The organism is Amycolatopsis regifaucium (assembly GCF_001613935.1).
GTDB lineage: Bacteria > Actinomycetota > Actinomycetes > Mycobacteriales > Pseudonocardiaceae > Amycolatopsis > Amycolatopsis regifaucium.
The window spans coordinates 400,838-424,806 of the sequence record NZ_LQCI01000003.1 but is presented as its reverse complement, the minus strand read 5'-3'; the positions used below and the strand labels follow the sequence as shown (position 1 = coordinate 424,806).

Genomic DNA, 23,969 nt, shown 5'->3' with positions numbered 1-23,969 from the left:
ATGAGTAAACGCCTGTCCAGAACCGTGCTCGGCGTGGCCGTCCTGGGTCTCGTGACCTTCGGGCTGCCCGCCACGGCGAGCGCGGACCCCGCGGCGGCACAGCGCGCGAAGCCCGAGCGGACCGTCTCCGACGTCGTCCCCGCGCCGGTCGAAGCGAAACCCGATCCGCGCGCCGACTTCCGGCTCAACCCCGCGACCGTCATCCGCACCGACCGTGACGGCAAGCAGGTCGCCGACTACCTGGCCGGGCTGCTCCGGCCCGCCACCGGCTACCGGCTGCCCGTCGTCAGCGGTCACCGCGGCGGCCGGCCCGCCATCTCGCTCGAAACCGGCCACGCGGGCGGGAGGGTCGGCACCGAGGGCTATCAGCTCAAGGTCTCCCCCGGCGGCGTGACACTGAAGGCGAACACCGACAAGGGCCTCTTCCTCGGCGTGCAGACGCTGCGCCAGCTGCTTCCGTCGGCGATCGACGCGAAGACCGTCCAGCACCGCTCCTGGGTGATCTCGGGCGGCACGGTGCTCGACTATCCGCGTTTCGGTTACCGCGGCGCGATGCTCGACGTCGCCCGGCACTTCTTCACCCCGGCGCAGGTCAAGCTCTACATCGACCAGATCGCGCAGTACAAGATCAACACCCTCCACCTGCACTTGACCGACGACCAGGGCTGGCGGATCGAGATCAAGAGCTGGCCGAAGCTGGCGACCGTCGGCGGGCAGACCGCCGTCGGCGGCGCGCCCGGCGGCTACTACACCCAGGAGCAGTACAAGGACCTGGTGCGCTACGCGGCTTCGCGGCACATCACGATCGTTCCCGAAATCGACATGCCGGGGCACACCAACGCGGCCCAGCACTCCTACGCCGAACTGAACTGCGACGGCGTGGCGGTGCCGCCGCGCACGGACATCGAGGTCGGCTACAGCTCACTGTGCATCAACAAGGACATCACCTACAAATTCGTCGACGACGTCATCCGCGAACTGTCGGCGATCACCCCTGGGAAGTACCTCAACATCGGCGGCGACGAGGCCCACTCGACCACCCCGGCGGACTACCAGACCTTCGCCACCAAGGTGCATCCGATCGTCACAAAGTACGGCAAGACGATCACCGGCTGGCACGACATCGCCAAGACGAAACCGCCGGTTTCGGCCGTTCCGCAGTTCTGGGGCACGACCGGCACGGACGCCCACGTGGCCGAAGCGGCGGCTCGCGGCAACAAGATCCTGATGTCGCCCGCCAACAAGGCCTACCTGGACATGAAGTACCACCCGCAGACGCGGCTCGGCCAGGACTGGGCCGGGTTGATCGAGGTCAAGACCGGCTACGACTGGGATCCGGCCACCTATCTGCAGGGCGTGACGGAGCAGAACGTCGCCGGGGTCGAGGCACCGTTGTGGTCGGAAACGCTCGTCACCAGTGACGACATCGAATTCATGGCGTTCCCGAGGCTGCCGGGTTACGCCGAGATCGGCTGGTCGCCGAAGGCTTCCCGCACGTGGGACGCCTACCGGCTCCGGCTGGCGAAGCAGAGCCCGCGGTGGGTTCAGCAGGGAATCGACTTCTACCGATCTACTCAGGTCGACTGGAAGTAGCGCCTCGCGGACGACATGAAAGGCCCCTTCATCGCAAATTTTGCGATGAAGGGGCCTTTCATGTCACTGTCGCGGCGTCGAGGCGAGCGGTGATGGCGGCCCGCGCCAGCGCGTACGGCTCCTTGCCGTCGAACATGACCGAGTCCGCGTTCGCGGCGCGGCCGAGGGCGTTCAGCTCGAAGGCCAGTCTGTCCACGTCGACGGATTCGCGAAGATGCCCGGCTTTCCGTGCTTCGACGACGGTGGACCGGATGAACTTGGCGAAGGCGCGGCTCGCGTTCGCCACCGCGTCGTGGACCCGCCCGGTCCGCGCGTCGAACTCGGCGCCGGCGTTGAAGAAGAAACAGCCACCGGGGAACACCCGGCGTTCCGAGTAGTCCAGCCAGTTCGCGCAGAGCGCGCGCAGCCGGGCGATCCCCTGCTCGAACTCCAGCGTCGGGGTGACGACGTTCTCCGCGAAGATCGCGCTCGCCGTCTCGATCGCCGCGAGCTGCAGTTCCTCCTTGGAACCGAACAACGCGAACACCCCGGATTTGCTCAATTCCAGCTCGGTGGCGAGCCTGCCGAGAGACAACCCGTCAAGCCCTTCGACCGACGCGATGTCGACGGCGCGCCGCAGGACGATCCGCCTCGTCGCGTCGCCTCGGGCAACCCGGCCGTCAACCGGCATCCCGATCCTCCCGCCGCCGTTTCGCCGATTCCAGGCCGTCACGGTACTGCCGGGAGAGCGCCGGTGCCGCGAGGACCCGATCCAGCAACGCCCAGTACGCGGCCCGGCGATCGTCGTCCAACTGGGTGACGTTGGTGAACGACGCGACGTAGACCTCGGCGATCGTCGGGTTCACCGGATCGCGTTCTTCGAGGGTCATGTGCCCCGAAGTGGGGACTACTTCGCCCGTCCGGAGGACCCGCAGGTACCAGCCGCTGCGGCCGGAATCGATCATCGCCGGAATGACGTCCTTGCGCCCGGTCTTCATCGCGAGCTTGAAGCACGGCGTCCGCGGCTGCGAGACCTGGACCAGCGCGTCTCCCCACGCCCAGACATCCCCGACGCGGACGTCGTACTCGTCGGCGCCCGTGACCGACGCGTTCTCCCCGAAATCGCCCGCGACCACCGGGAAACCCTGCTCGGACCAGGCCGTGTAGTGCGTGGCCGGATAGACGTAGACCGCCTTGTCGACACCGCCGTGCACAGTGCGATCGGCCTGGTCGTCGCCGGCCAAATTGATCTCGCCGAGTTCGAGCGAGGACGACTCCACGCGTGATTTCGCGATCGCGCTGTACACCGGCACGTCACGCTTGATCCCCAGCACGGACGGCCGTCCTACGAAGACCTCGTTCACTTCGAGAGTGCTCACCCCTAGAAGATAGCACGATCGTTCGTATAGTTTGAGTCCATGGACTTTCTCGCCCTGACCACCCGCGCACATCACGCCACCCGAACCACGATCACCGGAATCGGCGCCGACGACTGGGACCGCTCGACCCCCTGCGCCGAGTGGACCGTCCGCGACATCGTGGAACACCTGATCGACAACAACGAGCGGGCCGCCGCGCGGGCGGCGGATCGTCCCCGCACGACCCGCTCGACAACAGTCGACAACCTCGCCGCGGCCTACGAAGAAAGCTCCGCCGAGTTCCTCGCCGCTTTCGACGACCAGGCGCTGAAGAAGACCTTCGACTTCGGCAAATTCGGCCCGCTGCCCGGCAAGAACGTCTTGGCCGTGCTCTTCGCCGACACGCTCGTCCACGACTGGGACCTCAACACCGCGCTCGGCCGCGAACACCGCTGGGACGACGAGCTCGCGACGGTCGCGCTGGGCGTGGCGAGCCGCTTCCCCGACGGTACGCCGGTGCGCGGGCCCGGCGGTGCCTTCGACCACGCTGTCGAGGCACCACCGGGCGCGGGCGCCGGCGAGCGGCTCATCGCGTTGCTCGGCCGTTCGCTTCCGTCGACGCCCTCGGACAAGGACATTCTCTGACCTCGCTCGCTGTCAGGGCCGACGACCGCGATCCGGCCGGGCGGCGGCCTTGGCGGCTTGCTCGATCTGGTCATGCCGGGTTTCCCAGAAGGCCTCGTCGCGCCGCTGGGTGGAGTAGTCGGTACCCGTTCCGGTCGAGCCGTCCAGTTGTTCGCGCAAGATGTCGGCATGGCCAGCGTGCCGGCTGGTTTCGGTGAGGAGGTGGACCAGAATGTCGAACAGCATCACGTGCGGTCGTGGCCACCACGGCACGTGACCGGGCGAGTCGATGGCCAAAGCCGCGATCGTCGCGTCGGTGTGTTCCCAGACGCGTCGGTAGCGGCCGACGATCTCCTCGCGCGTCTCGTGCTCGGTGGCCCACATGTCGGCACCTCGCTGCCCGAGGTCGTCCCATCGGGGCAAGGGCTCGGGAAACGGCCGGTCGAAGACCTCGCCGAAATACCGGGCCTCCCAGAGCGCCAGGTGCTTGACCAGCCCGAGAAGGTTGGTCCCGGTCCGGGTCAAGGGACGGCGGATGTCGTACTCCCCCAGGCCCTCCAGCTTCCAGAGCATCACCTCGCGGATCTCTCGCAGATCACTGTGCAAAGACTCTTTCGCGACGTCGTCGATCATGGCGCCAGGCTGCCACGCACCGAGTAGACAGCGTCTACACGAGTTTGATAGACAGTGTCTACAAGGTGAACTCGTGGTTACGGAGATCTGGATGGGCTACCAACGTTTCGTCGCGCTCGGCGACAGCTGCGCCGAAGGGCTGGCCGACCCTCACCCGGCTGGCGGGTACTACCGCGGCTGGGCCGACTTCGTCGCGGAACGCCTCGCCGAGGACGAGGCGGGGTTCCGGTACGCCAACCTCGCGGTCCGCGGGCGCAGGCTCGATCAGATCCACGCCGAACAGACCCCGGCGGCGAGCAAGCTCCAGCCGGATCTGATCGCGCTGTTCGGCGGCGGGAACGACGTGATGAGCCGCGGCTGGGACGCGCGGACGGTAGCCCGCCGCGTCGACACGGCCATCCGCGCCTGCACCGAGATCGCGCCCACCGTCGTCACCTTCACCCTCAGCGACATCTCCCACCGCATGCCGATGGGGCAACGCATGCGCCCGCGTCTCACCGCGTTGAACGACGCCGTCCGCGAGGCATCCGTCAGCTACGGCGCGACGCTCGTCGACCTCTGGCCGGATCACGCGGCGCACGATTCCCGCTACTTCGGTCCGGACCGGCTGCACCTGTCCGAGCAGGGCCACCGGCGACTGGCGGGCCACGTGCTCGGCAAACTCGGCGTCGCGCACGACCCGTCCTGGCTCGAACCGCTTCCCGGGCCGGCCGGACGCCCCGGCTTGCGGGCGGACCTGCGCTGGGTGACCAGGGAGGTGCTCCCGGTCGCGGTCAGCCGGTTCCGCAACCGGCTCATCGGCCGCCAGCCGGGCGACGGCTTCCTGCCCAAACGCCCCGACCTCCTTCCCGTCCTCGAGGAGAGCCGTCCATGGGCGCCCGAACCCGCTTGATCGACACCGCGGCGAACCTGCTGGCCGAAGAAGGCGTCGCAGCCGTGACCCTGCGCGGAATCGCGAAAGCGGCCGGCGTCTCGCACGGGGCGCCGTTGCGTCACTTCACCGGCCGCGCCGCCCTGCTCTCCGCCGTCGCCACCCGCGGCTACACCGAACTGCTCGACCGCGGTACCGGACTACCGGACGCGACACCGCGAGAACGGCTCATCGCGGCCTGCCACGGCTATCTCGACTTCGCGCTGGCCAATCCGGCGATGTTCGAGCTGATGTTCCGCCGCGACCTCATCGATCCGGCCGATCCCGAACTCACCCGGGTGAGCAGCGCGGTGTTCGACTTCTTCGCCGCGCTGGTCGCCGACCTCCAGCACGAAAACTGGCATCCCGCCACCGATCCGCGGTTGCTCGCGTCCTCACTGTGGGCGTCGCTGCACGGTCTCGCCCAGCTGTGGCTTTGGGGCGGGCTGGCGGGCGCCAGTTTCGCGCCGTCACCGGAGACCGCGCTGGCCGTCACCCTCGACGCCTACCTCGGCTGACCCCTGGCGGGTCCGGGCACCGACACCTCGGCCGACATGCCACCCCCTTGCCGGGATCCGAACATCTGGGCGAATATTGTCGGACCCCTCTCCTAGGTTGATCCACTCCAACCCAATCAGGAAGGGGGAGCCATGCCCGACCATGACACGCTGCTCGCACGCGTCCGGAAACTTCTCGCCAAGGCGGAGGACCCGGCGGTCACCGAGGCCGAAGCGGAGTCGTACAACACCAAGGCCGCCGAACTGATCGCCCGTTACGGCATCGATCAGGCGCTGCTGGCCGCTTCAGTCGCGACGGCCGACGAGATCACCCAGGTCTTGATCCCGATCGACAACCCGTACAGCCGGGACAAGGCGGGACTGCTCACCAACATCGCCCACCCGCTGCGCTGCCGGGCCCTGCTGCACCGGCTCGGCCAGTCCGTCACCGGGGTGACCGTCTTCGGTTTCCGCTCGGATCTGGAGCGGGTCGAACTGCTGTACACGAGCCTGTTGCTGCAGGCGACCACCCAGCTGACCAGAGTCCGCCCGGAGAACCGCGTGTTCGCGGGCGAATCACTGGCCGCGTACCGGCGCACCTGGCTGCACGGGTTCTCCGGCGCGGTCTACGAACGGCTCCGCAACAGCGAGGACACCGCGGCCCGCACCCACACCGCCACCGCGGGGCATCGCTCCGCCGAACTGGTGATCCAGGACCGGACGACGATGGTCAAGCAGGCCTACGACGAGCGATACGGCGACCTGCGTTCGGCCCCGCCGAGGCGGCTTTCCGGCAGCGGCTACCTCGACGGGCACTCCGCGGGCGAGCGCGCGAACCTCAACACCACCGGCATCACCGGACGGCGCCGCGCGCTGCCGGTCCGTTAGCCCGTACCGCACTGAAATCTCCCCCAGTGAACAGCCACGGCGCAACCGAAAGCCGTACCTGAAAACCACTCGTGACAAGCACGTGTCCTCGGGTCTACTGAGGACATGATCGTGATCGAAGACCTGTCCACCCGGCCCGAATTGCGCGAGCCCGCGCTCCGCCTCGGCGGCGTCGGCGGTGAATTCCTCCAGCACGACCAGACCGCCCGGCTGGCGAAGTCGTCCCATCTGGCCGCCCGCTGGCCGGAGTACTTCCTCGTCCTGCTGGAAGACGACGTCCCGGTGGCGAGAGCGGCCGCCGTCCCGGTCGGATTCCCGACGGCCGAACGGCGGGAACTGCCGGACCACGGCTGGGACGCCGCCCTTATCTGGGCCGCGGAAGACCTGATGAGCACCCGTGAGACGAATACGCTGATCGCACTCGAAGTGATGGTCGCCCCAGGCCGCCGAGGTGGCGGCCTGGCCACAAAAGCGTTGGAAGCGTTGAAAGAACGCGCCTCGGCGACAGGGATGCGCAAACTCGTCGTGCCGGTCCGCCCGGCCGGGAAGGAGTACGAACCAGGACTGTCCTTTGAGGACTATATCGCCCGCCGTCGCCCCGACGGGCTGCCCGAGGATCCATGGCTGCGCACGCATGAGCGGCTCGGTGCCCGGTTCGTGAAGGTGGCGCCGTTCGCGATGACGGTGACGGGCACCTTCGCCCAATGGAAGGCGTGGACCGGCGTCGAACTCCGGGACGGTCTCATGACCGTGCCGGGCGGGATCGCGCCGGTACTCGCCTCCTCGGCGCTGGACCTCGGCGTCTACGTGGAGCCGAACGTCTGGCTGGAGCACCTGGTAGCTGAAGCCAGCACCTGCTAGATTTCTTTGGCATGTGCTGGAGCTCGGGATGACCGCCACCGGACCGACCGGCGACGAGTTGCTGCGGCTGCTGGGGACCCTGGCGAATCCGCACCGGCTGCGGATCGTCGCGGCGCTCCGCGCGGAGCGCGCGTACGTGAGCCAGCTGGCGCGAGAACTCGGCATCAGCCGGGCGCTCATGCAGCTCCACCTGCGCAAACTGGAGGCGGCTGGGCTCGTGTCGGCCACTCTCGAGCTGTCGGAGGACGGGAAGGCGATGAAGTTCTACGAGGTGAAACCGTTCCTGGTCGAGCTGAGCCCGGACGCCATCGCCGCCGCGGCGCCGACGCTGAGTACATCAACGGCGGGTACACCGGGCGATGAGGGGGAACGACCGTGAAGTGGCATCAATGGCAAGAGGTCGCCGGACTGGTCGGCATCTTCGTGTTCCTCACCGTGGTGATCACGGTGGTCGTCTGGCAGTTCGGCGCGACCATCCGGGCCAGGGGCGCGCTCACGCGTGAACAGGAATACCGCAGGCTCGCCGAAAAGGCCGTCCGGGCGCAGGAAGAGACCGAGCGCAAACTCACCGAACTCGACGGACGCCTCGCCGATCTCCGGAAGAGCGTGGGCTCGGTCGAGCGGATCCTCAAGGAGGTCGACTGACCACCCGTTCCCCGGCTTGAACCGGATCGAAAGGCCCTGGGCCGCCGAGCGGCAACTCGACGGCCCAGGAAAGAAGAAGCAAAAACCTCGCCCGAGGCATCTCACTCCTTCACGCAAAGGACTGTAGTTCATGCTGCCCGAAACCCAATCGCGCACACCGGTGACCGAACGCGTCGCCGCCTGGTCCATCCGGCACCGCGCGCTGACCCTCGTCGGCTGGGTCGCGCTGGTGCTGATCGCCCTGCTTTCGGGGACGCTGCTGGACGGTGAAAGCCGTCGCAGCACCGATCCTGGCGAATCCGGTCGCGCTCAGACCGCCTTGAACGCCCAGCGCACCTTCGACCCCTTACGCGAGAACGTTCTCGTCGAGGCGAAGGCCCCTGACGCTCCACCGTTCACCGCCAACGAGGACCTCCGGCGGGCGACCGAAGACCTGGTCACCACGCTCACCCGGTCCGGCGCCGTCACCGACGTCCGGTCCCCGCTGGCCACCGAGGGCGCGGAACGGATCTCGGCTGATGGCAGGTCCGGTCTGGTCGGTTTTTCGATCGCGGGCGAGGAGAAGGACATCCGCCCGAACTTCGAGACCGCGGTGGTGCGGATCAGCTCAGTCGCGGCCCGGCATCCGGCGGTCCGGCTGGGACAGTCCGGCGATCTCAGTCTCTCTTCCGTGGTCGACAAGGGCATCCGGGAGGACGTCAAGCGGTCGGAGTTCCTGTCGCTGCCGATGACGCTGGTGATCCTGCTGATCGTGTTCGGCGCGCTGGTCGCCGCGTCGGTCCCGTTGCTGCTGGCGGGGGCGAGTGTCGCGGCGACGTTCGGGTTCCTCTCCGTCGTCGACGACTTCACCCCGATCAACAGCGCGACGACGGTGATCACCCTCCTCATCGGGATGGCGGTCGGCGTCGACTACTCGCTGTTCTTTCTCAGGCGGCAACGAGAAGAACGCGCGCGAGGCCACTCCGTCGACGACGCGATCCGGATCTCGGCGAGGACGTCCGGCCACGTCGTGGTCGTCTCCGGCGTCACGGTCGTCCTGTGCGTGAGCGGGCTGGCGTTCACCGGACTCGACAACTTCAGCGGCCTCGCGATCAGTACGGCGTTCGTGGTCGGTTTGGCCGTACTCGGCGCGGTCACCGTTCTGCCCGCGCTGCTTTCCCTGCTGGGCGACAAGGTCGACCGCGGCCGGATTCCCTGGCTGGGCAAGCGGCGCACGGCCGCGGAGAGTTCGCGGTTCTGGTCCGCGACGGCACGGGCGGTCACCCGGCGGCCCGCGCTGTGGGGCGGGCTCGCGGCCGCGTTGCTGATCCTGCTCACGCTGCCCGCGCTCGGCATGCGCCTGCAGGACCCGACGCCGGCGGAGAGCCTGCCTCGATCGACGGCGACGATCGACGCCGCCATCCGCACCCAGGAAGCCTTTCCCGGCGTGGTCTATCCCGCGACGGTGGTGCTGACGGCCGAGAACGGCGGCCCGGTGGACAGTCCGGCACTGCGGTCGGCGATCACGGAACTCGACCGGCGGATCGGCGAAACCGGTGGGGTGCTGAACAGACCCATCGCGGTGGCGAACGTCGACGAAGCGGTGGTCGTCCGGGTTCCACTCTCCGGCGCCGGCCGGGACGCGGCATCCGACGCCGCGCTGGCGAAGCTGCGCACCGAGTTGCTGCCCGCGACGATCGGCGAGGTGGACGGTGTCGACTTCGCCGTATCCGGCCGGACGGCGAACGCCCGTGACTTCGCCGACCGGGTCATCGAGCGGATGCCGCTGGTCTTCGGATTCGTGTTGCTGGCGGCGTTCGTGTTGCTGCTGCTGGCTTTCCGGTCCGTGGCGGTGTCACTCGTGTCGCTCGTGCTCAACCTGCTGTCGATCGGCGCGGCCTACGGCGTGCTCACCTGGATCTTCCAGGACGGGCATTTCGCGTCTCTGCTGGGTTTCACCCCGTATGGCGGGGTCGTCGGGTGGTTGCCGATGTTCATGTTCGTCCTGTTGCTCGGGTTGAGCATGGACTACCACATATTCATCCTCAGCCGGATCCGTGAACACCGGGCCGAGGGCGCCGTCACCGCGATCGTCCGCGGCACCGGCACCAGCGCCGGAGTGGTGAGCGGCGCGGCGGTGATCATGGTCGGCGTGTTCAGTGTCTTCGTGACGCTGAGCGCGATCGAGTACAAGATGATGGGCGTCGGGATGGCGGTCGCCGTGCTGATCGACGCCACCCTCGTCCGCGGGGTGCTGCTGCCCGCGTTCCTCGCGCTGCTGGGAGATCGAGGCCGGCGGCCCGATCGTAAATCCGTGGCTTCCGAACGCGTACCGGAACTATCGTCGCCGAATGCCTGACGCGCTCTTCGCCCACGCCCGGCTCGCACCGATCTACGACGCCTTCGACGGCGCTCGCGACGATCTCGACCACTACCTCGCCCTCATCGGCGAACTCGGGGCGAAGAGAGTGCTCGACGTCGGCTGCGGCACCGGCTGTCTCGCCGTCCTCCTGGCCGAGCGCGGGATCGAGGTCGTGGGGGTCGATCCGGCCGAGGCGTCACTGGAGATCGCGAAAGCCAAGGATCCGGAAAAAAAGATCACCTGGCTCCACGGTGAAGCGAAAGCCGCGGGTGAGGCGGACGCCGATCTCGCCGTGATGACCGGCAACGTGGCCCAGGTCTTCCTGACCGACGCCGAATGGGACCGGACTCTCGAAGGCATCCACACCGCGCTGACGCCGGGCGGATACCTGGTGTTCGAGATCCGGCGCCCGGATCGCCGCGTATGGGAGGACTGGAGCGCCGACACCGCGCACGAGATCATCGACGTTCCGGGCGTCGGCGAAGTCGAGCAGTGGCGCGAGGTCACCGAGGTGAACCTCCCGTTCGTCTCGTTCCGGTACAGCTACCGGTTCTCCGACGGCGAGGTCGTCACCTCGGATTCGAAGCTGTGGTTCCGCGAGCGTGAAGACCTGGAGGCGCTGCTGAGCGAACACGGTTTCCGCGTCCTGGACGTCCGGGACGCCCCGGATCGTCCAGGACGCGAGTACGTGTTCATCGCTCAGCGGACGACCTGAATCGCCTCTCCCGGGTATCGTGTGAGCCCACGGCCTGAGGAGTTGATCGTGGCGAAGTCCCTTGCGCTGTTCGTTCACGGACTCTTTTCCACCGAGTCGACTTGGAACGCGATGCAGGCGCTCCTTTCGGCCGACAGGGAGTTGGTGAAGAACTACGACTTCGACTGCTTCGGTTACTCCTCACCGAAACTGCGGGTGAACCTGGCTCGCCGGGTTCCGGACTTCACGGTGCTCGCGGATCGCCTCGCCGGTGTTCTCGAGGCCAAGCACGGGAAGTACGAGCGCGTCGTCCTGGTCGCGCACAGCCAGGGCGGGCTGATCGTGCTCCGGTTCCTGATGCGTCAGCTGGCCGAGGGCAATGGCCTACGGCTCGCCCGGATCCGGCGGATCGTGCTGTTCGCTTGCCCTAACAACGGATCCGAGTTCATGCTGACTCTGCGGCGCTCACTGCTCGGTTGGCACACGCAGGAGCGGGAATTGCGCCCGCTCGCCGAATCGGTGGTCGAAACACAGCGCAGGGTGCTCGCCGACGTCGTCTACGCGCCGTACCTCGACGACCGCCGATGCCCGATCCCGGTCGTCTGCTACGCGGGCGACACGGACAACATCGTCTGGGCCTCGTCCGCGAGGAGCGTGTTCCCGGAAGTCGGTGTGCTGCAAGGAGATCACTCCACGATCATCCAACCGGACAGCCTGTCCCACCCGTCGTTCCTGGTACTGCGCGCCGCACTGATCACCGCCCTTACGGAGCCGATGCCGTCGCCCCAGAAACAGAAGAGCGGCATGGCCTCTTCGGAAAGCGACGACTATCACTCCGAAATGACCCTGCACGGGCCGGTCATGGTCGACATCGAAGGCGGCTCGGGAAAGCCCGTTCCCATCGCTGTCCGGTCCGGCCCGGTGGACCAGATCTCCGACGTCGACATCGTCTGCACTTCCGAAAACATCTACATGCAGATGGCGATGACCTTCAAACCGTCGGTTTCCGGCAGGTTGCGCCGCGCGGCGGCGAAACGGGGGCCCGCCGGGGAGATCATCGAAGACACCGCCGCAGCCGAACTCGACGACTGGATGCGGAAGAACGGCCGATTCGGCCTGCCCGTCGAACCGGGGACGGTGGCCGCCACGTCGTCGGGCGCCATGATCCGCCGTGGTGTCCAGCGGATCTACCACGCCGCGATCGGGATCCCCGTCCTCGGCACCGACCGCTTCGAGGTGAACCCTCTTTCCGTCGCCCAGGCCGTGCACAACGTCTTCGAGCTCGCCCGACGTGAGCGCGAGGAGGAAGGCATGGAGCTGCGATCGGTGCTGCTCCCGCTGTTCGGCGCCGGGCTGGGCGGCCTGGACCCCGCTATCTGCTTCGAATGGATGTGGCGCGCCCTGCGACAGGAACTGCGTGCGGACGACACGTGGGAAGTACACATTTCGACCTGGACGAAGACCGAGACCGAGACGGTCCTCGCCGCCGTCCAATCCCACGCCAGGGAGCCCGGCGGACTCCACTGAATCAGAGGATTTCGCCGTCCGGAATGGTTTTGGGACCGACGATCTTGACCTCACCCCGGAGCACCACGTCCTTCCCGAACGTGACGTCCCCTTCCACGACCAGGCTGGTGCATTCCTTGAGCGACGGCGCTTGCGGGATCCGGGCGTCGAAGTCCCGCAGTAGCTTGAAATGCTCCTTGCCCAGCGACACCACGGGCGGGCTCGTGGTGAATTCCGGGACCATCTCGCCGCTTGTGGCCAGCACGTAGGCGTCCGAGCGGACGACGAGCAGGTCGTCGGTGGTCTTGACCGGCGCGAACCGGGTCCGCGGGATCTCGATGGCCCGCGCACCCTCGACCGAAGCGACCGCCGCGCCCATCGCTGTTTCGAGTTGGATGACCGGCGTGCTGCCGGAATCGGTCGGGTCGACGGTCTTGCGGTTCACGATGAGCGGCAGTTCCGGCGCGGCCGGGTCGGCGTCCTGCAACTCCTTCAGTCGTTCCAGGTCGAACCAGATGTTGTTCGTGTTGAAGTAGCGCCACTTGGCCACGTCGCCGAACGAATCGTCACCCTCGGGCACCTGGGCGGATTCGCGCAGAACGATCCGTCCGTCACGCCGGGCCAGGTGACCGCCCTTGCGGTCGGCCGGGGTGCCGAGAACGGTCTCCATCGCGAAGGGGATATCCTGGTCGGCGAGCCAAGCCGCGATCCTGGCGTCCGGCACCGCGCCGAGGTTGTCCGCGTTGGAGACGAAGCACCACTTGATGCCCTCGGCCAGCAGCTGGTCGCGCATCCCACTAACCGCCAGCGCGATGTAGATATCACCGTGGCCCGGCGGGCACCACTCGAGCTCCCGATTGGCCGGCCAGTCGACCGGCTGCAGGTCCGCTGCGGCGATCTTCGGCTCGCGACCCTGCAGGAAGTCGGCCGGGATGACGTCGTCGGCCAGGTCGGGGTATTTCTTCAACAGCTCGAGCGAGGGCTCGCGGGTGCCGGCCGAGTTCATCAGCACCAGCGGCAGCCGGGCGTTGTACGTCTTGCGCGTCGAAAGCACCTGCATCGCGATGACGTCGAGGAACGTCTTGCCCGGTTTGATTTCGAGCAGCGATTTCGGGCCGGTGAGCCCCATACTGGTGCCGAGGCCGCCGTTCAGCTTGAGTACCGCTGTCCGGTCCAGTGCGTATCGCGCGGCATCGGCATCCGGCTCAGGCAGATCCACCAGCCGGCTGATGTCCTCGAGCGGCTCGAGTTCCAAACCCGGCATTTCACCGGCGCCGTCTTCGGCCAGTTGTTCCAAGCGCCGTCGCAGTGCCGCCAGCTCCATGGCGTGCGCTCCGGCGGAACGCATTTTCGACAGCGTTTTGGTGAAACGATCAGGCATGCTCACGCGACCTTTCTGCAACACTGCTCAAGACGTTAGTGTATCCGACAGGGTCGTGCACATGCGCGACCCACCGCGGTGACGACCGAAGCGGAGGCGGCGCGGATGTCGACAGATCCTCTTGGCGGACCACTCGATCTCACCTCGAAGCTTTACCAGGAATTCGCGCACCGGCAAGTTTCCCAAGCGGCGAACGGCGTGCAACCGGCCGCGCCGCTGGTGGTGGAGCTGGACCCAACCTCGTTCTGCGACCTCGCCTGCCCGGAATGCATCAGCGGGCGGCTTCTGAACAACGGGAGATTCTCCAGCGAACGGTTGACCGGACTCGCCGCCGAACTCGTCGAAGCAGGCGTCCGGGCGGTGATCCTCATCGGCGGCGGCGAACCGCTGCTGCATTCGGCGATCGGGAGAGTACTCACCCTCCTGCACGACGGCGGGATAAGCGTCGGCATCACCACGAACGGCACCACCATTCACCGGCATATCGACGTACTGGCCGAACGGGCGAACTGGACCAGGGTTTCGGTCGACGCGGCCACCCCGGAAACCTACGGCCGGTTCCGGCCGGGGCGCGGCGGGCGGAACCGGTTCGCCGAAGTCGTGCGCAATATGGAAATGCTCGCTTCCCGGAAACGCGGGAAGCTCGGCTTTTCTTTTCTGGTCATGGGACGGAAAGCCGAAGACGGCTCATTGCGTGAAACCAACGCGCACGAGATAGCCGAAGCCGCCGCCCTCGCGGCACGGATCGGGTGCGACTACTTCGAGGTGAAACCGGAATACGATCTGGAGCATTTCATTCTCGGCCAGGATCGAAGCCTGCTGGAAGTCCTTTCCGAACAGCTCGCCCGTATCCGCGAACTGGACCACGACGGCTTCGAGGTGCTGAGCACGTCCACGCTCGGCGCCGTCGGGGGCGGGACCGCCGTCGAGGTGAAGGACTACGCCTCCTGTCCGATCGCCGATCTCCGCACGCTGATCACCACCTCCGGCGCCTACTTCTGTCCCTATCACCGCGGTAATCCCGCGGCACAGTACGGGGATCCCGCGACCGAGTCGTTCGCCGGGATGTGGAACGGTGAACGCCGCCGCCGCGTGCGCGAGGGGGTCCGGCCCGACGAACACTGCCGCTTCCACTGCATCCGCCACCGCTCGAACCTCGCCCTGTTCCGGCTGCGCGACGAGCCCCTCGAACCGGTCCCCGATTACGACCCCTTCCTGTGACGGAGTTTTGATTGTGCGTACGACGACCCCGCTGATCTCCCGCGCGGCCGACGGGAAGGAGGCCGTCAAACCCGACGGCACCGCGGTCCGCTATCACCTATTCCCCGAATACGAGATCCATTGGAACGAACTTCCTGACGGCGTCACGCAGCAATGGCATCACCACGACACGATCGAGGAGACCGTGTACGTCGTCGCGGGCCGCATGCTGCTGCACTGGCGGGAGGACGGCCAGGAGCGCACGGAAGAACTGGGCGCGGGCGATGTCGCGCGACTGGGTACCGCGCCGCATACCTGGGAGAACAGATCCGGCGACCCGGTCCGGTTCATCGTCTTCAAGCTGGTACTGGACGGCGTGGACAAGCGGGAGATCTTCAGAAATGACAAACAACTCGACTGAGCCGGAACCGTCGAGATCGGCGCCGGCCCGGATCTGTCTCGCCGGCGAAGATCTGGACTGGCTCGGCGGGTCGTCCCTCCAAGCCGCGATCGATCTCCGGATCCGGTGCGCGCTCAGCATGGCCCCTCCTCCGACTTCGTTCGAGATACTCGCTTCGGGCACGCTCACCGGCCAGGCGGTGTCCGCCGACGTCTGGACACCGGCCGACGCGGCCTGGGCGGAACTCGCCCGGCTCGCCGTGAGCTTCCACCATGACCGCGACGACGATCGGTGGCCGAGCAAGCTGGCCATCGTCTCGGCGATACCGCCAGGGGCGGGGCTGGCGAGCAGCGCGGCTTTGTGTGTGGCGGCACTGGCGATCCCCGCGGACCGGATTGATCCCGGCGAGCCGATCGAGGCAGGCCTGGTCGTGGAACGAGAACTGGCGGGCCGGGATGTCGGTCCGATGGACTACGTGCCCTGCACGGCGGGCGGTGTCGTGCGGGTCTTCTGTCACGGAGGGCGTATCGAATCGGTCGGACACCTGGCGTGGCCGGGCGACCTGGCGATCGTCGTGGTGGACACCCGGCGCACCCGGGACACCAGCGAGGTCATCCGGTGGAAGCGGGCGCGAAGCCAGGCCGGAGACCCGGCGATCGCGGCCTATGTCCGTCGGACGAATGAGGCCGTCGAGAGGCTGCGCGCGCTCCTCGAAGACGAAACGCCGGATCCGGTCTCGATAGGCGAAGTGCTCGATGCGGCGCAAAACACGCTTCGGGACGACATGGGGGTCAGCGACGACGTGACCGACGACTGCATAGAAGCGCTGAAGAGACACGGCGCCCTGGGCGCGAAGATCACTGGGACCGGGAGAGGCGGTTGCGTTTTCGGAGTCTTCCTGGGGGACACTGCCGCGAGCGCCGTGCGTGCGCTGCTCGCCGAGGGGTTCGCGGCGACGTTGACGAAGGTGTCGATGGCCGGGGTGGTTCCGGGCTAACGCACCGGGCGCGGCACCAGGCCGTGCTCCGGGGTCAGTACCCCGGTCATGCGGACGTCATGCGGTTCCGCGGGCAACTGACGGACGAGTTCGGTGTCGCGGACGACGGCGATCAGCGCGGCGTCCGGCGCGGCGAAGGAGAGGGACCGGTCGTAGTACCCGGCGCCCCGGCCGAGCCGGACGCCTTCGTCGTCGACGGCGAGCGCGGGGATCAGGACCAGATCGGCCGTCCTCAGCGTGTCGGGACCGAGCCGGCGGCCGGTCGGTTCGAGCAGCCCTCGTAGCCTGCCCGGCCCGAGACTCGACGGGCCTTCGTAGTCGGCCCAGCCGAGCGGCCCCGGTTCGCCGGGGACGACCGGCAGCAGCACCCGTTTGCCCTGGTCGCGAAGTTGATCAAGGAGTGACGCCGAACCCGGCTCGGTCCCGAACGGGACGTACGCGCAGACGAGCGCGCCCGGCAGGAGGACGGCCGCGGCGGCCAGTGAAACCGCCTCGCGAGCCCGGGCTTCCGGCACCAGCGAACGTCGTTCGGCGGTTATCCGGGAACGCCACTCCGCCTTGCTCAGGTGTTCATTGCCGGGCTTGCCCACGTGGTCAGGTTAGGCTTCACGCCTATGACAGGCGCAGCGACCACCCCGGCGGCACGGACCACGAGGAGCTTGCCCGATCGGGCGATTTCCACGGCTTCGGACCGCATCACTCCTGGTAACGGTGGTGAACTTCAGTTCACCGACGGGCCTTCACCGCGTGCCTGGTCGAACGAACGGATCGAGATCCCCCAGTCATGACGGAGCCCATCGCCGAAGCGGCCGAGACCGAAGACGCGGGACAGTTCCGTTCCGTCGAGGATCAGATCGCGCTGACCCTGGACGCCGCGGTACGCCCGCGACCGGTCCGGGTCGCCATCTCCGAGGCCCAAGGCCTCCTGTGCGCCGAAGAGGTCGTCGCCGAACACGCGCTGCCCGGTTTCGACCAGGCCGCCGTCGACGGTTACGCCGTGCGAAGCGTCGACGTCCGCACCGCCGGTCAGGAGCCGGTGCAGTTGCCGGTGGTCGGCGAGATCGCCGCCGGTTCACGCCAGCCGCGACGGCTGCAACCCGGCCAGGCCGTGCGCGTCGACACCGGCGCGCCACTGCCCACCCTCGCCGACGCCGTCGTCCCGACCGCCTACACCGACGGCCACCAGGCCAAGGTCACCGTGCACAAGTCGGTGCCGTCCGCCGGTTACGTGCGCCGGACCGGCGAGGACGTGCAGATCGGTGACGTCGCCGTGCGCAAGGGCGACACCATCGGCTCGGCCCAGGTCGGCCTGCTCGCCGCGGTCGGCCGCGCGAAGGTGCTGGTCTATCCGCGACCGCGGGTCTCGATCGTGTCCGTCGGCGACGAACTGGTCGACATCGACCGCACCCCGTCGGTCGGGCAGGTCTACGACGTCAACTCCTACGCGCTGTCCGCGGCCGCGCGGGACGCGGGCGCCGAGGTGAGCCGTGTCGGCATCGTCCCCGGTGATCCGAAGCGGCTGCGCGAGATCGTCGAAGGCCGCCTGCTGATGTCGGAGATCGTCGTCGTCGCGGGCGGCGCCGGCGGGAGCGCGGGCGACGAGGTGCACGCGGCGCTGTCCGACCTCGGCAACATCGACATGACCCGCGTCGCCATGCACCCCGGCTCGGTACAGGGTTTCGGCAGGCTCGGCCCCGATTCGGTGCCGACCTTCCTGATCCCCGGCAACCCGATGAGCGCGCTGGTCGTGTTCGAGGTCCTGGTCCGTCCGCTGATCCGCGCCGCGCGCGGCACCCGCAACCCGCATCGCCGGATCGTCGGCGCGCGGCTGCTCTCCCCGATCTCCTCCACCAAGGGACGCAAGGGTTTCCTGCGCGGGCAACTGCTGCGGGACGAGGGCAACGGCGAATACCTGGTGCAGCCACTCGGCACTTCCGGCGCGCACCTGCTCGCATCGCTGGCCGAGGCCAACTGCCTGATCAACATCGACGAGGATCTCACCGAGGTCGCGGCGGGCGAGCAGGTCAAGGTGACCTTCCTGGCCCAGAGAGCGTAATGGGCGCACCGATTTCCGGCGTCGCCTATCCGATCGAGAGCAGGCATCCCGGCTGGCCCGCGAAGCTCGGGCCGCTCCGGGTACCGGCCGGGATCCTGGCTGTCCGGCCGGTCCGGCTGCGGGACGCCGGCGAGTGGAGCCGCGTCCGGCTGCGGGACCGCGAACATCTCGAGCGATGGGAACCGACCGGCGTCGGACCATGGCCGGAGCGGAACGCGTTCTGGTCGTGGCCTTCGCAGTGGCTGGCTCTGCGCGGCCTCGCCCGGCGCGGGCAGTGCCTCCCGTTCACCATCACGGTGGACGGCCGCTTCGCCGGACAGATCACTGTGGGTAACGTCATCCGGGCGTCGCTCCGGTCGGCTTGGATCGGTTACTGGGTGTCGTCGGACATCGTCCGCGGCGGCGTCGCGACCGGCGCTGTCGCTCTCGTCACCGACCACGCCTTCGACTTCGGCGGCCTGCACCGGCTCGAGGCCACCGTCCGCCCCGAAAACACCGCCAGCCTGCGGGTTCTCACCAAAGCCGGATATCGGCAAGAGGGCCTTTTCGAGCGCTATCTCGACGTCGCGGGCGGCTGGCGTGACCACTTCTGCTACGCCGTCACCAAGGAAGAAACCGGTGACGGACTGGTATCGCGGCTCGTCGCGAAGGGCCTCGCGGAGCGGGTTTGACCCCATCACGGGGCCGTTCCGGTGACCGCGTTACCACAAACTGTGAGATTCACCTAATTTGGTGAGGCATTTTCCGTGATCGAAACCGGCGAGTCTGCGCGGCGTGTGTGACTGTTGTGGCTAGCGTGACTACAGCAGTGGATCGGGGGAGGTGACGGGAGATGCCCAGTTCGGTGATCATCGTCGCGCTCGCAGCGGCATGGCTCGTCGTTCTCGTGCCCATGGTCGCCCGCAAGCGCCAGCAGGTCGCACGGACGGCGGACTCGGCCCTCGCGGCGCGAGTCGTGCGGAGCGGGAGCACACGCCACGAGGGACCGGAGGAGTTCGCCATGGCGGAGAACACGGAACCATCGGTAGAAGACGACCTGGCCGAGCTCGAGGCGGAACTCGACGCCGACCTCGAAGACGAGGAGCCGGAAGCCGAACCGCTTCCGCAGCCTTCGCGCGCGTCCCGCACCGAAAGAGAACGCCAAAGCGCGGGCTACCGTCCCGGCCGGGGCGGGTTCGACCCCGAGGCTGCCGACATCGCCGCACGCGCCAAGTACGCGTTCCGGCAACGGGTCGTCATCGCCCTCCTGGTACTCGTGGTCACCACCGCGGCCGTCGCCGGCTTCCTGACGCCCATGGTCTGGTGGGCCAACGGTGTCGTCGACGCCGTCCTCATCGGCTACCTCGCCTACCTGCGCCGCCAGGTGCGCATCGAGAACGAGATCCGGCAACGCCGCCTCGCCCGCTACAACAGCACCCGCGCCCCGCGCCGCCCGTCGATCACCGACGACGAAACCCACGAGTCCCCTGAGGACGTCGAGGTCGTCGCCGCCGGACGTCCGGACGTCGTGGAACGCAAACCGTCCCCGATGTCCCGCCTCCGGCGCCAAGCCGTCGTCGTCGACCTCGACGACGAGGACCCGGCCTTCCACGAGCTCGACGAGCCCGGGACCAGGCCGTTCCGCCGGGCCGCCGGAGAGTGACCCCCCTTTTCGGGGCTCCATGAGCCACTGATAGGCTCATGGAGCTCCAAACGAGGGGCAAGCTTCACCAGGGGCTGTAGCGCAGTTGGTAGCGCGTCTCGTTCGCATCGAGAAGGTCAGGGGTTCGATTCCCCTCAGCTCCACTTAAGGGTTTAATCACTGTTGACCTGCGGTTTTAACTTTTCGTAGTTCCAGCACTCTGGCCTGACATTCGACAGAATGCCAGGCCAGAGTGCTATTTCGACGGTTCTAACTCACCTCAGGTGTCGGCTTGGGGCCACTCTGTGTAGCAGCGTGCGGCTGGTTGGGCTTCTGCTTTCGCGCGAGACCGATGAGAACCTTGGCGAGCTTCTCGACATCGGGTGGATCACGACGTTCGTCACTGACACGAAGCCGTCGGGAGTTGGAATGGCGCACGTGTCGCTTCCGGTCTGTGTTGACGTCCACACCCACCACTTTCTAGAAGAGGGCCAGGTTCCTGGAACGGCTACGCGTTCCGGAACCGGTCGCTGCCCATTGCTCTGCGCAAGGTACTCAACCCGACACCGACCAGGACGTAACTGCGGCTTACAAGGAGAAGACTCACTCGATCGTGTGTGCTTCATGGAACATGCTGGTGTTCGGCCGCTTCTGTTCGCCAGCTGCATGGGTGTCTCCTCAGTGACCAGAACATCTCGACGACACCCAACGCGGCCATCGTCCGCCTCCTGGTGCGAGCGGCCATCCCGTCGTCATCCGGTCCGCCGCCAGGGTCGAAACGATGGCAGGCGGTCGGCATGCCGGTCGATTTCGGACCATGCGCCTTCATGACGATAGCGTGGCCGGTACGTCGGGTTGCTTCCTATCTCGCTGAACTGAACCAGACGTGTTTAGCCTCAATGAAGCTTCTTCAGTGGGAACCCAACAAGCATTCGCCTGCGCGGAAGGAAAAGGCGTTGGGTTCGCGACGAACCCAGTCGTGCAACGACGGCAGGGACGACGCTCATCGGTCCGGAGTGGAGGGTGCGTCCCGCAGTTCGATTGGCCGGGAAGCGAGGACGCGGGCGATCTCGGAGTAGTCGATGGCCGTCTGCATGCTGAGGCCGAACGCGGCCGCGAGGTGTAGCGGATCGGCGTCGACGGCCAGGGCTTCGGACAGGATGCGGTCGGCGCGCAGTCGCTCCAGCGGTATGTCGCGCATGGCCAGGTGCCAGGACAGGTAGTAGTCGCTGACCGGCTTGTTCCCGGCAGCGGATACGCGGCTGAGCAGAACGTGCCGGTTGCCAGTGTGCGGCCACTTCCGGCGTCGCTGGACAAGCCAGTTCCGAAGCAGCCGATGCACCAAATCGGGCATCGGGCGGGTCGTTCCGCTGATGCGGATGCGCTGCCATCCGAAGTCCAGATCGTCCAGGGTGAGCGTCCGGACCGCCGTCGCGCGGACGGCGTAGACCGCGACCAGGCCGACGACGAGCCGTTGCAGCGGAGAAACGGCGGCCTGCCGAATCGTGGCAGCCTCGGCTTCGTCCAGCGGCACTGTTTGGCGCTTCGGGGCGCTGCCGATATGGACCCTGCGAGCCGGATCGGCGAAGGAGACCCTTGCGCGACGGGCGAAGGCGAACAGAGACCGCAGCGACGTGAACGTGCCCTGCTGTTCGTGTCCGCGCTGGGCGTCCAGCGCAGCGCGGACGTCGGCTTCGGTGACCTCCCGGAGGTGTTCGTAGGTGCGGGACCAGGTTTGCAGGTGCGGGTGCGCGCGGCCGAAGTAGGCGTAGAGGGTGTTGCGGGCTCGGGGTTTCGTCCTGGGGCCGCCGTCGTTCAGCTCCCGCAACCAGGCCCGGACGGGATCTCGGAATCCGTCCGGCAGGTCGGCGGTCTTGCGATCGATCCAGGCGTGCATCGTCGGCACTGTGTCCTCGCGCAGCACGTCGTGCTCGGCCAGGACGGCCGCGACAACCGGCCACTCCGCAGAGCTGGGCAGCGCGGCCCGGACCTGGCTGAGCGCCACTGCGGCACCGGTTTCCGGCGTGGTGAGGACGCGGTACAGCGCGGCAACCGCCCGCTCGACGGTAACCAGTGGCCAGCCCGCCCCGGCGGCCCGTTCCGCGAGACCGGCCAAGGCGGCACGGTGCAGAGTGGGCAGCGCGGGGTCGGCCAGGGCGTCCTCGACGGACACCGGCGAGGGCTTGGCCCGGGAGCGAATACGGGACGGCTCGCAGGTCTGGCAATACAGGCGCGGACGACCGGCAGGATGAGGAACCGGTGCGATCGTGCCGCCGCAACGGCGGCACGATCGCGGCAGCGGAGGTTCGGGCAGGCTCCGGCGCCGTGCGGCGGCGGACGGTCGGCAGGCCAGGCAGAACTGGCGGGGACGACCACCTCGGCGACTCGTGGCCGGTTCGATCGGCTCGCCGCAGCCCCGGCAGATCCTTGTCGTCGCGGGCGCAAACGGATCGGTCACCGGGGCGGGAGGGACCGCCCGGTGCGCGGCTTCGGTGTGATCCGGCGGCCCGCGACCGCGTCGCCACCAGCCGCCTTCTGCGTCATGTCCTCGGCCTCGACGGGCGCGGGCACCGTCTCCGGCTCGGCGGTGACCAGGTCGGCGATCTCGCAGCCCAGCACCGCGCAGAACGCGTCGAGTTCTTCCGGGCGCAGCACGCTGGGCGTTCCGGACCACAGCCCGGACATCTTCCCTGTGCTCATCTCCAGACCGCGCGCGGCCAGCAGCCGACGCATCTCGCTGGCCTTCCAGATGCCCCGGTTCGCTGCGGCCAGCCGCAGGTTCCACTTCATCCGAGCAGTCCTTTCCAGCGTTGGGCGGCGCGTTCCTGGCCGCGAGCGACTGCATCCTCGATACGGGTGTTGCGAGCGTGGACGTAGTGCATCGTCGTGGCGATCCACGAGTGTCCAAGCAGCTCCTGGATCGCGAGAATGTCCACGCCCAGCTCGTAGAGCTGGCTGGCGCAGTAGTGCCGCAGCACGTGCGGAGTGACCTTCCCCGTCCAGCTCGGCAGGTGGTTCTCGACCGCCACCGTCAGTGCTCGACGAACCACGTTGTCGGCCAGCCGCGCGCCAGGGTCGTCGCCGGCGCGGCGCTCGGACGGGAACAGCGGAACGCCGGGCAGATCGAAGTTGCAGTCGAACTGGGCCCAAGACCTCTTCGATGTACCAGACCAGCAGTGTGTCGGCGCCGTTGAGCAGCGGCACGAGACGCTGCTTCGGCCCCCGCCTGCCCGATCCCTTGCCGTGCCGGACATTGAGCTTGCCGAACCGGCCCAGCTCCCACCGCACGTCGGCGAGATCGAGCATCCGGGACTCGTTGATCCGTAGCCCGACGTCGGCCAGCAGCCGGGCCACGGCGTAGTTGCGGGCGTTCGGCGCGAACTTCCGACACGTCGCCAGTTCTTCGCGCCACCCGGTGAACAGCTGCTCCATCTCCGCCGCCGTCGGCGGGATCCGCACCTGCGCCTCGACCGCCATCCGCGGCCGGTTCATCTCGTCGATCGGGCACTCAACCACCCGCCCGGTCAGCTGGTGCAGCTCGGCCGAGTACCGCAGCTCCAGGAACCCGAAGTAGGTCACCAGCGTTTGCGCTCGGCTCGCCCGCGTCGACGGCGACGCCTCCCGCAGCACGCGACCGAAGTACCGGTCGGCGTCGCGCGGCTCCATCTCCCACAACGGACGCCTGAACCAGGCCCGCACCTGGTCGAGATTCGAGGTGTCCGTGCGAATGCTGCTGTCGACCAAGCCCGCCGCGTTCCGCGCCAACACGTATTCCGCCAGCACGT

The 23,969-nt window shown here is 67.8% G+C and carries 26 protein-coding genes and 1 tRNA gene; 19 read left to right on the top strand and 8 right to left on the bottom strand.

The window, feature by feature from the left end; all coding sequences use genetic code 11:
* Complete coding sequence (locus AVL48_RS05805) at positions 1–1,593, top strand: beta-N-acetylhexosaminidase (protein ID WP_061989480.1); 1,593 nt, start codon at positions 1–3, stop codon at positions 1,591–1,593.
* A 58-nt stretch (positions 1,594–1,651) separates the two neighbouring features.
* On the opposite strand, the gene AVL48_RS05800 is transcribed toward AVL48_RS05805, so the two are convergent.
* Positions 1,652–2,263, bottom strand: coding sequence for a TetR/AcrR family transcriptional regulator (locus AVL48_RS05800; RefSeq protein WP_061989478.1), 612 nt, complete (start codon positions 2,261–2,263; stop codon positions 1,652–1,654).
* Positions 2,253–2,951, bottom strand: a complete 699-nt coding sequence (locus AVL48_RS05795) for an MOSC domain-containing protein (RefSeq protein WP_061989476.1) — start codon at positions 2,949–2,951, stop codon at positions 2,253–2,255. The genes AVL48_RS05800 and AVL48_RS05795 overlap by 11 nt, the downstream gene beginning before the upstream one ends.
* Before the next feature lie 39 nt (positions 2,952–2,990).
* On the opposite strand from AVL48_RS05795, the gene AVL48_RS05790 reads away from it, so the two are divergent.
* Positions 2,991–3,575, top strand: a complete 585-nt coding sequence (locus tag AVL48_RS05790; protein ID WP_061989474.1) for a TIGR03086 family metal-binding protein — start codon at positions 2,991–2,993, stop codon at positions 3,573–3,575.
* A gap of 12 nt (positions 3,576–3,587) precedes the next feature.
* On the opposite strand, the gene AVL48_RS05785 is transcribed toward AVL48_RS05790, so the two are convergent.
* Positions 3,588–4,187, bottom strand: a complete 600-nt coding sequence (locus AVL48_RS05785) for a DinB family protein (RefSeq protein WP_061989472.1) — start codon at positions 4,185–4,187, stop codon at positions 3,588–3,590.
* A gap of 91 nt (positions 4,188–4,278) precedes the next feature.
* Here AVL48_RS05785 and AVL48_RS05780 point away from each other — a divergent pair, with 91 nt between their 5' ends.
* The 9 genes from AVL48_RS05780 (at position 4,279) to AVL48_RS05740 (ending at position 12,550) form a co-directional block, all read left to right on the top strand.
* Positions 4,279–5,079, top strand: a complete 801-nt coding sequence (locus AVL48_RS05780; protein ID WP_061989470.1) for an SGNH/GDSL hydrolase family protein — start codon at positions 4,279–4,281, stop codon at positions 5,077–5,079.
* Positions 5,058–5,615, top strand: a complete 558-nt coding sequence (locus AVL48_RS05775; RefSeq protein ID WP_061989468.1) for a TetR/AcrR family transcriptional regulator — start codon at positions 5,058–5,060, stop codon at positions 5,613–5,615. Before AVL48_RS05780 ends, AVL48_RS05775 begins: the two co-directional genes overlap by 22 nt.
* A gap of 132 nt (positions 5,616–5,747) precedes the next feature.
* Positions 5,748–6,482 carry a DUF2786 domain-containing protein gene (locus tag AVL48_RS05770; protein WP_061989466.1) on the top strand — a complete coding sequence of 245 codons (735 nt, stop codon included), beginning with the start codon at positions 5,748–5,750 and terminating at the stop codon, positions 6,480–6,482.
* A 105-nt stretch (positions 6,483–6,587) separates the two neighbouring features.
* Positions 6,588–7,343 carry a GNAT family N-acetyltransferase gene (locus tag AVL48_RS05765; protein WP_082857553.1) on the top strand — a complete coding sequence of 252 codons (756 nt, stop codon included), beginning with the start codon at positions 6,588–6,590 and terminating at the stop codon, positions 7,341–7,343.
* A gap of 28 nt (positions 7,344–7,371) precedes the next feature.
* Positions 7,372–7,722: an ArsR/SmtB family transcription factor gene (locus AVL48_RS05760; protein ID WP_061989494.1), complete on the top strand. Its 351-nt coding sequence runs from the start codon at positions 7,372–7,374 to the stop codon at positions 7,720–7,722.
* Positions 7,719–7,988 carry a hypothetical protein gene (locus tag AVL48_RS05755; protein ID WP_061989464.1) on the top strand — a complete coding sequence of 90 codons (270 nt, stop codon included), beginning with the start codon at positions 7,719–7,721 and terminating at the stop codon, positions 7,986–7,988. The genes AVL48_RS05760 and AVL48_RS05755 overlap by 4 nt, the downstream gene beginning before the upstream one ends.
* A 130-nt stretch (positions 7,989–8,118) precedes the next feature.
* Entirely contained in the window at positions 8,119–10,326 is a 2,208-nt protein-coding gene (locus AVL48_RS05750) for an MMPL family transporter (protein ID WP_061989462.1), read from the top strand.
* Positions 10,319–11,044, top strand: a complete 726-nt coding sequence (locus AVL48_RS05745; RefSeq protein WP_061989460.1) for a class I SAM-dependent methyltransferase — start codon at positions 10,319–10,321, stop codon at positions 11,042–11,044. The genes AVL48_RS05750 and AVL48_RS05745 overlap by 8 nt, the downstream gene beginning before the upstream one ends.
* Positions 11,045–11,092: 48 nt before the next feature.
* A complete protein-coding gene (locus AVL48_RS05740; protein WP_061989458.1) occupies positions 11,093–12,550 on the top strand; it encodes an alpha/beta fold hydrolase in 1,458 nt (485 codons plus the stop codon).
* 1 nt (position 12,551) lies between these two features.
* On the opposite strand, the gene AVL48_RS05735 is transcribed toward AVL48_RS05740, so the two are convergent.
* Positions 12,552–13,910: a UTP--glucose-1-phosphate uridylyltransferase gene (locus tag AVL48_RS05735; RefSeq protein WP_061989492.1), complete on the bottom strand. Its 1,359-nt coding sequence runs from the start codon at positions 13,908–13,910 to the stop codon at positions 12,552–12,554.
* 105 nt (positions 13,911–14,015) lie between these two features.
* On the opposite strand from AVL48_RS05735, the gene AVL48_RS05730 reads away from it, so the two are divergent.
* Genes AVL48_RS05730 through AVL48_RS05720 form a run of 3 tightly spaced genes read left to right on the top strand, consistent with a single transcriptional unit; the run spans position 14,016 to position 16,507 of the window.
* Positions 14,016–15,131 carry a radical SAM protein gene (locus AVL48_RS05730; protein WP_061989490.1) on the top strand — a complete coding sequence of 372 codons (1,116 nt, stop codon included), beginning with the start codon at positions 14,016–14,018 and terminating at the stop codon, positions 15,129–15,131.
* 13 nt (positions 15,132–15,144) lie between these two features.
* Positions 15,145–15,531: a cupin domain-containing protein gene (locus AVL48_RS05725; protein WP_061989456.1), complete on the top strand. Its 387-nt coding sequence runs from the start codon at positions 15,145–15,147 to the stop codon at positions 15,529–15,531.
* A complete protein-coding gene (locus AVL48_RS05720) occupies positions 15,512–16,507 on the top strand; it encodes a mevalonate kinase family protein (protein ID WP_061989454.1) in 996 nt (331 codons plus the stop codon). Before AVL48_RS05725 ends, AVL48_RS05720 begins: the two co-directional genes overlap by 20 nt.
* Here AVL48_RS05720 and AVL48_RS05715 read toward each other — a convergent pair.
* Positions 16,504–17,073 (bottom strand): 5-formyltetrahydrofolate cyclo-ligase, encoded by a 570-nt coding sequence (locus AVL48_RS05715; RefSeq protein ID WP_061989488.1) that lies wholly within the window; start codon positions 17,071–17,073, stop codon positions 16,504–16,506. The genes AVL48_RS05720 and AVL48_RS05715 overlap by 4 nt on opposite strands.
* 218 nt (positions 17,074–17,291) lie before the next feature.
* Between AVL48_RS05715 and glp the strand changes: the two genes are divergently transcribed.
* The 4 genes from glp (at position 17,292) to AVL48_RS05695 (ending at position 20,348) form a co-directional block, all read left to right on the top strand.
* The gene (glp, locus tag AVL48_RS05710) at positions 17,292–18,563 is read left to right on the top strand and encodes a molybdotransferase-like divisome protein Glp (protein WP_061989452.1); all 1,272 of its coding nucleotides are present in this window, start codon (positions 17,292–17,294) and stop codon (positions 18,561–18,563) included.
* Positions 18,563–19,234: a GNAT family N-acetyltransferase gene (locus AVL48_RS05705; protein WP_061989450.1), complete on the top strand. Its 672-nt coding sequence runs from the start codon at positions 18,563–18,565 to the stop codon at positions 19,232–19,234. Before glp ends, AVL48_RS05705 begins: the two co-directional genes overlap by 1 nt.
* Positions 19,235–19,395: 161 nt before the next feature.
* Positions 19,396–20,205 carry a divisome protein SepX/GlpR gene (sepX, locus tag AVL48_RS05700; RefSeq protein WP_061989447.1) on the top strand — a complete coding sequence of 270 codons (810 nt, stop codon included), beginning with the start codon at positions 19,396–19,398 and terminating at the stop codon, positions 20,203–20,205.
* A 70-nt stretch (positions 20,206–20,275) separates the two neighbouring features.
* A tRNA-Ala gene (locus tag AVL48_RS05695) sits at positions 20,276–20,348 on the top strand.
* Between the two features lie 839 nt (positions 20,349–21,187).
* On the opposite strand, the gene AVL48_RS05690 is transcribed toward AVL48_RS05695, so the two are convergent.
* The 3 genes from AVL48_RS05690 to AVL48_RS39955 all read right to left on the bottom strand — a co-directional run bounded on the left by AVL48_RS05690 (position 21,188) and on the right by AVL48_RS39955 (position 23,438).
* A complete protein-coding gene (locus AVL48_RS05690; protein WP_061989445.1) occupies positions 21,188–22,357 on the bottom strand; it encodes a site-specific integrase in 1,170 nt (389 codons plus the stop codon).
* 281 nt (positions 22,358–22,638) lie between these two features.
* Positions 22,639–22,974 (bottom strand): helix-turn-helix domain-containing protein, encoded by a 336-nt coding sequence (locus AVL48_RS05685; RefSeq protein ID WP_061989443.1) that lies wholly within the window; start codon positions 22,972–22,974, stop codon positions 22,639–22,641.
* A complete protein-coding gene (locus AVL48_RS39955) occupies positions 22,971–23,438 on the bottom strand; it encodes a tyrosine-type recombinase/integrase (RefSeq protein WP_244162413.1) in 468 nt (155 codons plus the stop codon). Before AVL48_RS39955 ends, AVL48_RS05685 begins: the two co-directional genes overlap by 4 nt.
* Positions 23,439–23,599: 161 nt before the next feature.
* On the opposite strand from AVL48_RS39955, the gene AVL48_RS39950 reads away from it, so the two are divergent.
* Positions 23,600–23,758 (top strand): hypothetical protein, encoded by a 159-nt coding sequence (locus AVL48_RS39950; protein WP_248846470.1) that lies wholly within the window; start codon positions 23,600–23,602, stop codon positions 23,756–23,758.
* Positions 23,759–23,969: the final 211 nt, after the last annotated feature.